Here is a 13,679-nt window from a genome sequence, read left to right as displayed (position 1 = left end):
AGCACCCGGACAGCGGCCCTGTGCCGGGCTCAGAGCGGAAGGGGCGCCGCCTGGCCGGCGCTTCCGGCCGCACGGCCGCCGTGCTGGGCCGTGCCGATGCGGGCGAAGCGCCAGGCGATCTGCGGTTTGCTCACGGCGTCATAGCTGACGACGAGCTGCTCGGTGCGCCGCTTGCCGTCGGCCGCGGCGAGGAAGATGCTCTCCTCGATAGCGACCTTGAGGCCGGAGGCCTCGAAGGCCCAGACCTCGCCGGAGGGCAGCGCCAGCAGCGCGCCCTCGCCCTCGCGGATCAGGCTCGGCCTGATCGACGGGTGCAGGTGGAAGCGCGCCGTGGCAGGCAGGCTGCCATGCACGGCACTGAGGGCAATCTCATCCTCGCCGGTGAGCGAGGCGCCGTCCTTGCTCAGCACCAGACGGCGCGTATGCACGGCACCGAAGGCGCGGCGATAGCCATCATGGCTCGCGATCCATTCCTGCCCGGCTTCGGTATCCTGGCGCGCGACGCGGACATCCCTGGCGCCGGAGACGATGCGATAATCGCCGAGAACGAGGCCGAAGACGGCGCTCGAACGCGCGGCCAGAACCACGGTCGAATGCGCGGCGGTGCTGCGGGTGGCGAGCTTCAGCTCGGTCGGGCCGAAGCGGCTGGCGCCGCAATTGACGATGATGCGCTGGGCAGCGCTGGAGAGTTCGAAGGCGAGGCAGCCGGCATGGGCCTCGATCGAATTCGCGCCGCGCGGCGGCGGGCCGGCATCGACGACAACGACGCTGCGGCCGGCATTCAGCCGGTCATAGCCGGAATAGGCGGCGTGCTCGATCGGCTTGCCGCGGGCGTCGTCGTAAGCCGCGAGAGTCGCCATCAGATCGGGCGGGGTCACGCCCATGCCGTTGAACAGCGCCAGCGCGCCGTCGCCGTGACGGAACAGGCGCAAATGCGGCATCATCCGCTCGATCGCCATGATCACGCTGCGCGGCGGCTCGAGCCCGCGCGCCGAAAGGGTCTCGCGCAGCGGCAGCAGGTCGAGCAAAAGCTCGATCATCAGGCGCGGGTTGCGGCTGAGATGGCCGCCATCGGGCAGGATCTGGTGGTCGAGCTCGTCGGAGAGCGCCGCCTCGTAGCGTCGCAAGCGCCGCTCCTGGCCGTCGAGGCAGATCGCGGCGAAGGTGACGGCGGCGAGGCATTGCAGCCGGGCGAAGCCTTCGACCGCGCCGGCGAGATCGAGCGATAATTGCTCGGTCAGCCTGGAGACATGACGGATGAAGCGCTCGTAAAAGACATGGTCGGCGCCTTCGAGCAGCAGCGGCGAATGCGACAGGAAGGACATCAGCCGCCGCGCCGCGACCGCCGGACGCCGGGCGATCTCGTGGCGCCAGCGGCGCTTGCTCATGAACTCCTCGACCAGTGCGCGAGCATTGGCACGGGCAATCGCGGTATCGGCGGCGCGCATATGACGCAGCCAGCCGAAGCCGTAGAATGCTTCAGACCAGGCTTCGCTCGGCGCCTCGACCTCGAAGGGCGAGTCGCCATGGGTGCGCAGGGTGCGCCCCGCAAAGGCGAAATAGCCGGCGTAGATATCGCCGGCTGTGGTCGGGTCCGCGGTGCGCAGGTCATGCGGCGCGAAGAGCAGGCGCGTCGCCTTCAGCCGGCCGAACGGCCAGAGCCTGCGGGTCGCGCCAACGAGGTTGCCGCGCGTGCGCCGCGCGGCCCGCCCGATTGCGGCTTGGGCAAGTCCCCGTCGCTCCGACCAGCCGCTCAATGCCCCAGCTCACCCCGTCTCGCGCTATCGCGGTGCGGCCGCGAATCCCGCCTCCGTCATAGCCTGATCAGCCGGGTTGCGTAAAATCCCGCCCATCCCGAAAGTCGCGGAATTTCGTCGCCGAGCTGGTGGGGCAAGGTGCGCAGATCGCCTTGGGCGGTGATCGCCTCGCCGAGCCCGCCGATCTCCTCAGGCCTGATCGGCGAGCGGGCGAATTCGGGATGGCCGGCGAGAAATGCCTCGGCCTGGCGCTCGCCCTCCTGCGGCTCGAGCGAGCAGGTGCAATAGACCAGCCGGCCGCCGGGCTTCACCAGTTTCGCCGCTGCCTCGAGAAGGCGCGTCTGCAGCGCGGCGAGGCGGTCGCGATCCTCCTCGGACTTGCTCCAGGCGACATCGGGATGGCGGCGGATCGTGCCGGTGGCGCTGCAGGGCGCATCGAGCAGGATCGCGTCGAAGGGCTCGGCCTGCCAAGTGGCGGCATCGGCCGTGACGATCTCGGCGGAGAGCTTCAGCCGCTCCAGATTAGCGCGCAGGCGGCGCAGGCGCGGGCCGGAGCGGTCGACCGCCGTGACGTTCGCGCCGATCGCGGCGAGCTGGGCGGTCTTGCCGCCGGGGGCGGCGCAGAGATCGGCGATGCGCTCGCCCGGCTTGGGCTGGAGCAGCAGCGCGGGCAGTGCGGCGGCGGCGTCCTGCACCCACCACTCGCCCTCGTCGAAGCCGGGCAGGCTGGTGACGGGCGCGCGCTCGCGCAGCCGTACCGAGCCGGTCGGCAGGACGATGCCGCCGAGCTTCTCGGCCCAGCCGGCAGCGTCCGATTTCACGGAGATGTCGAGCGGTGGCTCCTCGGCATGGGCCTTTGCGATGGCGGCCGCGGCCGTTTCGCCATAGGCGACCTGCCAGCTTTCCGCGAGCCAGGGCGGCGTGTCCTCGAACGGATCGACCGCCTCGGCCAGGATCGCCTCGCGCTCGCGGGCGAGGCGGCGCAGGATGGCGTTGCCGAGGGAGGCATAGCGCGACGAGCGTCCATCCTCATGGAGATGCCGGATCGCGAGGTCGACGGCGGCGTGATCGGGCACGTCGAGGAAGAGGATTTGCGCGGCGGCGGCCGCCAGGATCGGCTCGAAAGGGCCGGAATTACGCGGGCTGCCGCGTTCGAGCCGGTCGTTGATCGCGTTCTGGATCGTTCCGAGCCGGCGGAAGGTCGTGATGGCGATCGCGCGCGCCAGGGCTGCGTCGGCAGCTTCGAGGCCGAAGCCCGGCGCCATGCGCTCATAGGTCTCGTCGAGCGCCGTGCCGGCGCGCAGCACCTCATCGATCAGCGTCGCCGCGAGCCGCCGCGCCGGCAGGCCAGGGACATCCTCGGCCGGGGGCGCTGCAGCCGGCTCGGGCCGCTTCTGTCGTTGACCGGCCATCTCAGCCCCAGGGGCCGGGCTGGCGGCCGCCGCCATTGTCCCAGGGATTCTGGGCCGCACCGCCCGTGAAGCCGCCGGCCTGGCTGCCGCCAAAGCCGCGCTGGCCGACGCCCATGGCGCGCGCCTGTTCCATCAGGGCGGCGATGCGGTTGCCGGTATCCGGGTGCGTCGAGAACAGTGAATCCATGCCTTGGCCGGTGAGCGGGTTGATGATGAACATATGCGCCGTAGCAGGCTTATGCTCCGCCGTCTCGTTCGGAATATGGGCGACGCCATTGGCGATCTTGGCGAGCGCATCGGCGAGCGCGACCGGATTACCGCAGATCTCGCCGCCGAGACGGTCGGCCTCGTATTCGCGCGAGCGCGAGATCGCCATCTGGATGATGGTGGCGGCGAGCGGGGCCAGCACCGCGACCAGGATCTGGACGATGAAATTCGGGCGGTTCTCATTGCTGTGCCCGCCGAAGAACATGCCGAAGCTGGCGATGGTCGAGATCGCGCCGGCCATGGTGGCGGTGATCGTCATGGTCAGCGTGTCGTGGTTCTTGATATGGGCGAGCTCGTGCGCCATCACGCCGGCAAGCTCGTCATAGCTCAGCGTGCGCATGATGCCCGTGGTCGCTGCGACGGCGGCGTTCTGCGGGTTGCGGCCCGTGGCGAAGGCGTTGGGCTGGTCCTCGTCGATGATATAGACGCGCGGCATCGGCAGGTTGGCGCGCTGCGCGAGGTCGCGGACCATGCCGTAGAGCTCGGGCGCAGTGCGCTCGTCGACCTCGTGGGCGTTATGGGCCTGGAGCGCCAGCCGGTCGGAATTCCAATAGCTGTAGAGATTGGTCGCGACCGCGATGCCGAGCGCGATCAGCATGCCGCCGGTGCCGGCAAGCAGGTAGCCAACCGCGCCGAAGAGCGCGGTGAGGCCGGCCATCAGGATGCCGGTGCGCACATAGTTCATCGAGCTTCCCCTTGTCGGTTGCGCGCCTGTACAGGGCGTGACCCCTCCCCAGACGCGGATTTCGGCCTTATGTGGTGAAGACCGAGCCGATCCCCAAGGGATGTAGAGGCCAATGCCTGATGAGATCGACAACCATCAACAATCAGCGCCGCAGCAGGGCGAAACTCCCGCACCGGCGAAGGTGCTGACGCCCGCAGCCCAGCGCGCACTCGCCGAGGCCGAGGCGCGCCGCGCCGCGATCGACGCGCATGCGCAGGAGATCCAGCGCCAGACGGAGATCAACGGCCGCGGCGGGCTGGAGCCGGTGCGCTATGACGACTGGGAAGTGAAGGGGATCGCGAGCGATTTCTAGCGCCGCGGTTGCAAAATGCCGATCCTGCCGCCAAACACAGCGCGACAATGATTGGACCGGCTCAGCATGGACAGCGACGATAAACGCCTCGCCGCGTTGCGGCGGCTCCTGACCGAAGCGCATGACAAGCTCGGCCTCAAGCTCGGCTTCCAGCTCTGGGACGGCAGCCGCGTGCCGGCGGATTGGCCCGCTGACGGACTCGCCATTGCGGTCCGCGATTCCGGCGCGGTCGCGGCGCTGATGCGCAAGCCGAAGCTCGACACCCTGCTCAACCTCTACGTCACCGACCGGATCGCGATCGCGAACGGCTCGATCTTCGATCTCGCCGCGGCGCGACCGGATGGCAAGCTCGGACGCCTGGCGCGCGGCATCCCGAAAGCTGCGGTGATCGAGGTGGTCAGGCGCTTCATCTTCGCGCCGGGCGCGGCGCCGAGCAGCGTGCAGCACGTCAAGGGTGACGAAATCACCCGCGACGGGGCGCCGGCCACGAACAAGGCCAATATCGCCTATCACTACGATGTCTCGAACGCGTTCTACCGGCTCTTCCTCGATGAGGAGATGGTCTACACCTGCGCCTACTTCACCGAGGACCATGGCGATCTCGAGCGGGCGCAGCGCGACAAGCTCGATATGATCTGCCGCAAGCTCAGGCTGAAGCCAGGCGACAAGCTGCTTGATATCGGCTGTGGCTGGGGCGCGCTGATCTGCCATGCCGCGCAGCATTACGGCGTCGAGGCTCATGGCGTGACGCTGGCCGAGGAGCAGCTCAAGCTGGCGCAGGAGAAGGTCGAGCGGCTTGGCCTCACCGACAAGGTCACGCTGCACCTGAAGGACTTCACCCAGATGGAGGGGGTCTTCGACAAGATCTCCTCGATCGGCATGTTCGAGCATGTCGGCATCCGCAATCATCCGGCCTATTTCCAGGCGGTGAACCGGCTGCTCAAGCCGCGCGGGCTCTATCTCCATCATTCGATCTCGCGCCGCGCCAAGAAGACGGAGCGCGCCTTCAACAAGATGCCGGCCGAATACCGGGCCCTGGTGCGCTATATCTTCCCGGGCGGCGAGCTCGACCATCTCGGCATGTCGATCACCAATCTCGAGCGCCACGGCTTCGAGGTGCATGACGTCGAAGGCTGGCGCGAGCATTACCAGCGCACGACGCGGCTGTGGTGGGAACGGCTGAACGCGCACAAGGCCGAGGCCGAGGCCGAGGTCGGCCCGGAACGGACGCGGATGTGGCTGCTCTACCTGGCGGGCTGCTCGCTCGCCTTCGAGCGCGGCGGCGCGCTGATCAACCAGACCCTGGTCTCGAAGCGGCGCAAGGGCCCGTCCGGCCTGCCGCTCACGCGGGCGGATCTGTATCGCTGAACCGGGGAGGGATTTGCGCCGTCATGGCCGGCTTGGAGCCGACCATTTCTTGGGCGCAGTTTCTTTCCTTGGGCGCGGTTTCTTGGGCACGGTTTCCTGGGCGCGGTGAAGCGATGCCGGGGTCAGGTCCGGGCATCACGCGCCGGGCGCGTCACTTCTTCACGAAGAGATCAAGTTTGCCGTAATGTTCGGCGAGCAGGTAGTAGAAGGTCAGGCGGGACTTGGTGTTGTCGGCCTTCATGTGATCGCAGGTCGCCTTGATGGTGGCATCGAGATCGGCGCTCTTCAGGCCGAGCTTCTTCTTCAGGAAATTCTCGCGGACACGCTCCAGTTCGGCGGAATCCGAGCAGGCGACATAGCGGGTGTCGGGCTTGCCCATGACGAGCGCGTAGGCCTTGGTCATGCCGGCGGCAGCAGCTTCATTGACGGGCTTCTTGGCGAATTTCTTGATGTCGGCGAGATGATCCATCGATAGCCCCTGTTGGGTCCGGCTTATGGATGCCGGGCGTGAGTGGTATTCGCACCCCGAAACGTTAACGCGCTTTTTTGCCGCAGGCGAGGGGCGAAGGCCGATGGATTCGCCCTTTTTGATAGGTCTAAAGAGCTAGGTTGCATTGCATTTGTGCGATGGCGGCCCGCGTGCAGGACGGGTTGAGCCGGGCGCGGCAAGATGCTGCGATGCAGCATGCCCCAACCGGAGTTTCCCCGAGTATGAAGCCGACGATCCTGATGGCCCCGCGCCTGCCGCAGCGGCTGGTGGAGCGCCTGAGCGAAAGCTACCGCTTGCTCGGTCCGATGGCGCGTTCCGCCCCCGATGCCTTGCCTGATGGCGCCGAGGAGGCGCAGGCGCTGATCACCATGGGCACACAGAAGACGGATGCGGCGCTGATCGACGCTCTGCCGAAGCTGCGTCTGATCTGCTGCTACGGCACGGGCTTCGAGGGCGTCGATCGGGCCCGGGCCAAGGCGCGCGGCATCGCACTCTCCAATGCCGCCGATGCGAATGCCGCGAGCGTGGCGGAGTTCGCGATGGGGCTCCTGCTCGCCAGCGCGCGCCAGATCGGCGCCGGCGAGCGTTTCGTGCGGGGCGGCCACTGGCAGGGCAACGCCGTCCAGCGGATGGCTTTCGTGCCGGGACTGGCCGGCCGCAAGCTCGGCATCTACGGGCTGGGCGCGATCGGCCAGCGCATCGCGACGCGCGCGGCGGCGTTCGAGATGCAGATCGGCTATCACAACCGCAATCCGCGCTCGGACGTGCCTTATCTCTACCATGACAGCCTGCTCGAGCTGGCGCGCTGGTCGGATGCGTTGATCGTCGCGGTGCGCGCGAGCGTCGAGAACCGCCATGCCGTCAATGCCGAGGTGATGCGGGCGCTCGGGCCGCAGGGCTATCTCGTCAACATCTCGCGAGGCATCGCCATCGACGAGGCGGCTCTCTGCGAGGCGCTGGAAAACAAGGTGATCGCGGGCGCGGCGCTCGATGTCTACGAGCACGAGCCGAACGTGCCGGATCGGCTCAAGGCACTGGAGAATGTCGTGCTGACGCCGCATATCGCGGCCAATGCCGAGACGGCCCAGCATGCGCAGCAAGACCTGATGATCGCCAATCTCAAGGCGTTCTTCGCCGGCAAACCGCTGCTCTCGCCGGTCGTGCTCTAAGGCAGTTTCGAGCGAGGTTTTCGCATCGGCTTTTCCGAAATCCGCAATCCAGTTTTCGGGCCGATGCGCTGGCTCAGGGTAGCACGACGACCGGGGTGCCCATGCGGACGCGGGCGTAGAGGTCGATCACGTCCGGATTATGCATGCGGAAGCAGCCGAAGGAGGCGGCGGTGCCGACCGAGTTCGGCATGTTGGTGCCGTGGATGGCATATTCGCCGCCCGGTCCCAGGCCGATGACGCGCGCCCCCATCGGGTTGCGGGGCGAGCCGCTCGGAATGACGTCCGGCAGGTAGGGCTGGGCGCGCTTGACCTCGGCCGGCGGGCTCCAGGCCGGCTCGACCGCGAGCTCCTCGACATATTTGACGCCGCGCCATTGCCGGCCGGCCTTGCCGACCGCGATCTGGTAGCGGATCGCCTCGCCCGGTGCCGTCACGAAATAGAGGCTGCGCTGGCTGGTCCGGATCACGATCGTGCCGGGATAATAGCGGTCCTGGAATTGCACCAGCTCGCGCGCAAGGGAATGCCGCGTGGAGAATGCCAGCGCCAGCAACGAGAGCGAGGCGACAAGCAGGAACTCGACTGGACTGAGGCGCTTGGTCATGGTGACCTCCCACGAAATTCTGGCGGGAGATGTCGCGCCGGCCGCGTGAATCACGGGTTGAGCAATATGGTGAAGTGGCGATTCATCCTGAATCGCCGGTGAATCCTGCGCTCAGCCCTGCAGGCCCTGCATCCTGTCCAGCGCCTCCGCGATATCCGCCTCGGCGAGCGCCAGGCCGAAGCCGAAGCGCAGCACGTCGCCGCGATGGTCGGTGGCGATGCCGAGCTTCGCGAGTGCGGCCTCCAGAGTGCCGGCATGCCGCGTGCGGAAGGCGAGGAAGTTGCCGTGAGCGGTGCCATCGTGCAGCGGCGTGATCACGTTGGCACGGCCGAGATCGGCGAGGCCGAGCCCGTCGAGCCCGCTCAGGAATCCCCGCATCAGCGCGATGGCATGGCCATGGATGATGGTCGCGTCGAGCCGTTGCTTGGCGAGCCAGTAGAGCACGGCGCGCATCCGGTAGAGCCCGGTCGGATCGAAGGTCGCGCCGAGGAAGCGGCCGCCATCGCCGGAATAGCCGACGCTGCTGCCGGGCGGGGCGGTCAGCGCTCCGAAGGCGGCGAACCAGCCGGTATCGCGCGGGCGCCGGCCGTAGCCTGGCGGGCAATGCATGAAGCAGCAGCCTTCGCCGGCCATCGCGTATTTATAGCCGCCGGCAATATAGAAGGCACGCTCGGCAATGGCCGAGAGGTCGGTCGGCAGGGCGAGATAGCCATGGTAGCCGTCGATCGCGAGCAAGGTCTGCGGCGAGGGCACGGCATGGGCGAGGGCCGACAGATCACTGAGGGTCGCGCCCGAATTGAACAGGACCTGGCTGACATAGATCAGATCATGCCCGCCGGTCGCGACGGCGGCGAGCAGGCGCTGCGACAAGGTGGCGAAGGGCTCGGGCGCGATCTCGTCGAGCAGGATCAGCCCGTCCTCGGCGAGGCGGGCGAACTGGCGCCGGGCAGTGTGGAATTCGGCGCCGGTGGTGAGCACGCGCGGCGGGTGCTCCGTCGGCAGGCAGGAGAGCAGGCGGCGCAGGAAATCATGGGTGTTCGGCGCAAAGGCGATGGTCGAGGGATCGGGCAGGTTGAGATGGCGGGCGATGCCGGCCTGGACCGCCGGGATGATCTCGCCGAAGACGATATCCCATTTGTTGCCGGCGAGCCGCGCGGCATCGGCCCAGGCGGCTTCCTGCGCGGCGAAGCTGACATCCGGCCAGTCGTGATGGCTATGGGCGGCGAGGTTGATGCGCTCCGGCGCCGCCTTGCGGAAGCGCTGGAAATGGCTGGTCCAATCGCCGGCGCCGGTCATCACGCCTCTCCGTAGCTGAAGCCCATGCGCTTGCGCAGGCTCTCGGGCAAGGGCGGCAGGTCACGGGCGGCGAGCAGATAGGTCGAGAGCTGGAAGAGATCGAAGAAGATGCGATGCCGCTCCGCCGTGGCGCGCAGATAGCCGGAGCCGGAGGAGCCGCCGGTGCCGGGCCTGACACCGATCATGCGCTCGACCATCAGCGCATGGCGCAGGCGCCAGAGCGTCAGGCTCTCGTCAATGTCCATCAGGCTCTGCAGCAGGCGGAAGGGCAGCTGCAGCACCGGCATGTCGCGATAGAGCGCGATGAAGAGCGCAGCCTCGATCGCCGGGGCGGACATGCGCCAGGTCGTGTCGCTGGCTTCCGGCTCGAACAGGGCGCGGAACTGGGCGAGCGCCTTGCAGATCGCGGCCGCATCGGCCTGTCGCTGCGCCTCGGGCAGGGAGGGATCGGAGCCGACGCTCGTGGCATCGCGCGTCAACGCGGCGATCACGGCGGCGCGGTAGCTTTCGCGAAAATTATAGTCTCCGAGCGCGACGAAGGGCGTGCGCGCCAGCCAGGCATCGAGCTGGACAAGCAGCGACGGCTTGCGGTCGGCATCGAGCTTCGCCCGGTCCTCCGGCGCCAGCCGCTCGCGCATGCTCTGGTCGTCGATGGTGATGCGCCTGGAATCGCCGAGGCCGAGCCTGCTCTCGATCAGCCGGAACTGCACCGACTGGAAGCCGGAGGCCGGTGTCAGCAGGTCGCGGAATTCGAGGAAGCCGGCCGGCGTCATCGTCTCCAGCACGTCGAGCTGGCCAATGAGCAGCTTCAGGATCTCGTGAATGCGGGCAAGGCCGGCGACGATGCGGCCGAGATGCTCGTCGGCGACCGGCGTCGCGGCGAAATCGGACTGGATCCGATCGAGCTCGTGCAGGATCTGCTTGAACCAGAGCTCGTAGGCCTGGTGGACGATGATGAAGAGCATCTCGTCATGGGCTGGCGTGCCCGCCTTGGTGCTTTCCGGCTGCTGGCAGGCGAGCAGCGCGTCGACCTTGAGATATCTGCCATAGGACAGCCGTCGCGGCTCGGCCATGAACCCATCTCCCCAAGCTCGATCGTTCAAGCCTAAAAAGATGGGGCTGGGCGATCAAGCGGCCGAGGGGCGGTGCTGCTGCGGCAGCAGGAAGGGCAGGCCGGCGGCCGGTGCACGGCTGAGGCTGAGATCGACCTTGAAGACATTGCGCAGCAGCGCGTCGTCGAGCGTCGCGGAAGGCTCGCCCTGGGCGACGATCTCGCCGCGGTCCATCACGACCAGCCGGTCGGCATAGGTCAGGGCAAGATTGATATCATGCAGCACGACCAGCACCGCGACGCCGCGCGCCGCGATGCCGCGGGCCATGTCGAGCAGCGCGAGCTGGTGGCAGAGGTCGAGGCTGGCGATCGGCTCGTCCAGGAAGAGCGCCTGGCTCTCGGCAACGCTGCGTCCAGCCTCCAATTGGCAGAGCACGCGGGCGAATTGCACGCGCTGCTGCTCGCCACCGGACAGGGTCTGGTAGTTGCGGCCGACGAGTTCGACCACGCCCGCGGCCGCGAGGCATTCGCCGACCAGGGTTTCGCGGCGCTGGCGCGGGAGCGCGCGGCCGACACCGTCGACGCCGAGCCGCACCACCTCATAGACGGTGAAGGGAAAGGCGAGCTTGGCATGCTGCGCCATCACCGCCCGCTGGCAGGCGAGCCGCCATGCCGGGATCGTGTGCAGGGCCGCGCCATCGAGCAGGATCTCACCGCCGGCCGGCTTCAACTCGCCGGTCATCAGCTTGAGCAAGGTCGATTTGCCGGCGCCATTGGGGCCGATCAGGATCGTGGTCGAGCCCGGCCTCAGCGCGAGCGAGGCACCGGCGACGAGTGTGCGGCCGCCGGCGACGAAGCGCAGGCCATGGCCGGAAGCAATGGGGGCGAGATCAGCCATCGAGCGTGCTCGCCCGCCGCAGCAGCAGCCAGAGGAAGAAGGGCGCGCCGATGGCGGCCGTGACGATGCCGATCGGCAATTCGGCCGGAGCCACGATCAGGCGCGCGACGATGTCGGCGCCGACGAGCAAGGTGGCGCCGCCCAGCGCCGAGAGCGGCAGCAGCAACCGGTGATCGGGGCCGATGGCGAGACGGATCAGATGCGGGACGACGATACCGACGAAGCCGATGACGCCCGCCGCCGCCACGCTGGCGCCGACCGAGACCGCGACGAGCAGGATCGCGAGCGCCTTGATGCGCTGTACGGGGATGCCGAGATGGTAGGCCTCGGCCTCGCCGAGCATCAGCCCGTTCAACCCGCGTGCCAGCAGTGGCACGGCGACGAGCAGCGGCAGAACGATCGGTGCGATGACGACAAGCTTGGTCCAGCTCGCGCCGCCGAGGCTGCCCATCGACCAGAAGGTCAGGTCACGCAGCTGGCGATCATCGGAGAGGAAGGCGAGGAGACCGGTGAGCGAGGCGGCGAGCGCCCCGAGTGCGACGCCGGCGAGCAGCATGGTCGCAACGGAGGTGCGGCCCTGACGCGTCGCGATCAGGTAGAGCGTCAGCGTCGAGACCAGGCCGCCGCAAAAGGCGCCCAAGGGCAGTACGGCGAAGGGCAGCTTCATCGCGGCACTGGCGAGGAAACGATCGCCAAGGACGATGGTCGTGGCCGCGGCGAGGCCGGCGCCGGCCGAGACGCCGACCAGGCCGGGATCGGCGAGCGGATTGCGGAAAAGGCCCTGCATCAGCGCGCCGGAGACGGCGAGCGCCGCGCCGACAAGCAGGCCGAGCAGCACGCGCGGCAGGCGGATATTGAGCACGACGAGCGCGTCGCGGCCCTGAAGCTCGGCGGCATCACCGAACAGGCGCGTGCCAAGGATCTCGGCGACGCGACCTGGCGCGATGGTGAAGGCGCCCTGGCCGATCGCGACGATGGTCAGCAGCAGGCAGAGCAGGGTAACGCTGGCAACCGCCAGAACGGCTTGCCTGCGCCGGCTAGCGGCGAAGCTTGCGAGCGAGGACGCGGCCATCGTGCCGGCCGGACGGGCGGCGAGCGTCATTGGGCGGGGGCCGCGGCGGTCTTGAGCGGCGGGATCTTCGCGTCGGGATAGAGTTCGGCCATCAGGTCGCGGGCGGCGGCCGGGGTACGCGGGCCGAAGCCGAGCAGGTAGAGCGCGTCCATCCGCACCAGGGACTTCTTCGCGGCGGCAGGCGTCTGGGCGAAGGCCGGCATGGCGAAAAGCTCCTCCGGCGTGGCGTTGTGGCCGCCGCTATTGCGCATCATCAGCACGACATCGGGTGCGGCGGCCAGGATGGCCTCGTCCGTCATCGGCTTGTAGCCGTCGACGCCGCTGGCGACATTGATGCCGCCGGCCATGGCGATGATCGAATCGGCCGAACTGTTGCGGCCGCCGACCAGGACGCGGCCGTTCTGCAGCGAGAGCACGAACAGCACCTTCTTCTTCGCCGCCAAGGTCGAGCGCAACGTCGCAAGCTCGTCGAAACGGGCCTTGGTCTGCTCGGCCAGGCGGCGGGCAGGCTCGGCCGCGCCGGCCACCGCACCGATCGCCTCGATCTTGGTGACGACGCCTTCGGGCGAATTGTCCTCCGAGATGCGCGCGAGCTTGAGACCCGCCTCGTTCAGCAGCGAGACCGCGTCGGGCGGGCCAGCGCCCTCGATGGCGATGACGAGCGAAGGCTTCAGCGAGAGCACGCCCTCGGCCGAGAGCGCCCGGACATAGCCGATGCTGGGCTTGTCGCGCAGCGCCTCCGGAGGGAACTGGCTGGTGGTGTCGACGCCGACGATCCTGCCTTCGAGGCCGAGCGCATAGAGCACCTCGGTGATGACGCCGCCGGCGACGACGATGCGGGCGGGCGACTGGGCGAGAGCGCTGGTGATGGCCGGGGGCGCGATGATCCCGGCCGCGGCGAGCAGCGTCAGGCCGATCGCGGCGCCGAGCTCGCGGCGTTGCGGGCGCGAGCGCAAACTCGCGAAAGGAGAGCGAAAGCGCGGCATGATCGTCACCTCTTCTCGTCTTCGGCGCCCGCGCCGGACAACCGCCATTGGAACCTGCCCGCCCCAGGGCAAGAGCTGGGTATGGCGTGCGTTATAGTCAAGATAAAGTATTGGTCAGTTTTGAACTCTTCAAAACTAAATAAGAAAGTCAGCGTTGTTGACGTTGATATTCAGCTTTACTACAAGGGGTCAAGAGCGGCCATCGCCGCCTGCGCCAGCCTGCGGCCGCCGATCCGGACGTGCCGAAGGCTGACATCGTGCATCCCCGCCTTGAA

General features: G+C 68.1%; 13 protein-coding genes. 3 read left to right on the top strand and 10 right to left on the bottom strand.

The features are described 5' to 3' along the window. Positions 1-29: 29 nt before the first annotated feature. The 3 genes from EV560_RS12980 to htpX are packed head-to-tail and all read right to left on the bottom strand — an operon-like array spanning position 30 to position 4,121. Complete coding sequence (locus tag EV560_RS12980) at positions 30-1,757, bottom strand: heparinase II/III family protein (protein ID WP_131856141.1); 1,728 nt, start codon at positions 1,755-1,757, stop codon at positions 30-32. Positions 1,758-1,813: 56 nt separating this feature from the next. Further along, positions 1,814-3,169: an RsmB/NOP family class I SAM-dependent RNA methyltransferase gene (locus EV560_RS12975; RefSeq protein WP_131856140.1), complete on the bottom strand. Its 1,356-nt coding sequence runs from the start codon at positions 3,167-3,169 to the stop codon at positions 1,814-1,816. 1 nt (position 3,170) lies between these two features. Next, positions 3,171-4,121, bottom strand: coding sequence for a zinc metalloprotease HtpX (gene htpX, locus EV560_RS12970; RefSeq protein ID WP_131856139.1), 951 nt, complete (start codon positions 4,119-4,121; stop codon positions 3,171-3,173). Positions 4,122-4,233: 112 nt separating this feature from the next. Here htpX and EV560_RS12965 point away from each other — a divergent pair, with 112 nt between their 5' ends. Together EV560_RS12965 and EV560_RS12960 are read left to right on the top strand one after the other, a co-directional pair. Next, the gene (locus EV560_RS12965; RefSeq protein ID WP_131856138.1) at positions 4,234-4,473 is read left to right on the top strand and encodes a DUF1674 domain-containing protein; all 240 of its coding nucleotides are present in this window, start codon (positions 4,234-4,236) and stop codon (positions 4,471-4,473) included. Positions 4,474-4,539: 66 nt separating this feature from the next. Then, a complete protein-coding gene (locus tag EV560_RS12960; RefSeq protein WP_131856137.1) occupies positions 4,540-5,841 on the top strand; it encodes a class I SAM-dependent methyltransferase in 1,302 nt (433 codons plus the stop codon). A 151-nt stretch (positions 5,842-5,992) separates the two neighbouring features. Here EV560_RS12960 and EV560_RS12955 read toward each other — a convergent pair whose 3' ends face one another. After that, positions 5,993-6,310, bottom strand: coding sequence for a DUF2853 family protein (locus tag EV560_RS12955; protein ID WP_131856136.1), 318 nt, complete (start codon positions 6,308-6,310; stop codon positions 5,993-5,995). A 242-nt stretch (positions 6,311-6,552) separates the two neighbouring features. Between EV560_RS12955 and EV560_RS12950 the strand changes: the two genes are divergently transcribed. After that, positions 6,553-7,500, top strand: coding sequence for a 2-hydroxyacid dehydrogenase (locus tag EV560_RS12950; RefSeq protein WP_131856135.1), 948 nt, complete (start codon positions 6,553-6,555; stop codon positions 7,498-7,500). Positions 7,501-7,573: 73 nt separating this feature from the next. Here EV560_RS12950 and EV560_RS12945 read toward each other — a convergent pair whose 3' ends face one another. The 6 genes from EV560_RS12945 to EV560_RS12920 form a co-directional block, all read right to left on the bottom strand. Continuing rightward, positions 7,574-8,101, bottom strand: coding sequence for a L,D-transpeptidase (locus EV560_RS12945; protein WP_131856134.1), 528 nt, complete (start codon positions 8,099-8,101; stop codon positions 7,574-7,576). Between the two features lie 111 nt (positions 8,102-8,212). Continuing rightward, positions 8,213-9,397, bottom strand: coding sequence for an aminotransferase class V-fold PLP-dependent enzyme (locus tag EV560_RS12940; RefSeq protein ID WP_131856133.1), 1,185 nt, complete (start codon positions 9,395-9,397; stop codon positions 8,213-8,215). Then, a complete protein-coding gene (locus EV560_RS12935; protein ID WP_131856132.1) occupies positions 9,397-10,470 on the bottom strand; it encodes a tryptophan 2,3-dioxygenase family protein in 1,074 nt (357 codons plus the stop codon). Before EV560_RS12935 ends, EV560_RS12940 begins: the two co-directional genes overlap by 1 nt. 54 nt (positions 10,471-10,524) lie before the next feature. Next, on the bottom strand, positions 10,525-11,346 hold the full coding sequence (locus tag EV560_RS12930; RefSeq protein ID WP_131856131.1) for a heme ABC transporter ATP-binding protein: 822 nt from the start codon (positions 11,344-11,346) through the stop codon (positions 10,525-10,527). Then, the gene (locus EV560_RS12925) at positions 11,339-12,418 is read right to left on the bottom strand and encodes an iron ABC transporter permease (protein WP_131856241.1); all 1,080 of its coding nucleotides are present in this window, start codon (positions 12,416-12,418) and stop codon (positions 11,339-11,341) included. Before EV560_RS12925 ends, EV560_RS12930 begins: the two co-directional genes overlap by 8 nt. A 26-nt stretch (positions 12,419-12,444) precedes the next feature. Beyond that, on the bottom strand, positions 12,445-13,404 hold the full coding sequence (locus EV560_RS12920; protein WP_131856130.1) for a heme/hemin ABC transporter substrate-binding protein: 960 nt from the start codon (positions 13,402-13,404) through the stop codon (positions 12,445-12,447). Positions 13,405-13,679 lie beyond the last annotated feature (275 nt).

This window comes from Allobosea sp. BK604 (assembly GCF_004341515.1).
Lineage (GTDB): Bacteria > Pseudomonadota > Alphaproteobacteria > Rhizobiales > Beijerinckiaceae > Allobosea.
Note: the sequence above shows the minus strand (reverse complement) of the source record. Positions and strands in the feature narration are given on the sequence as shown.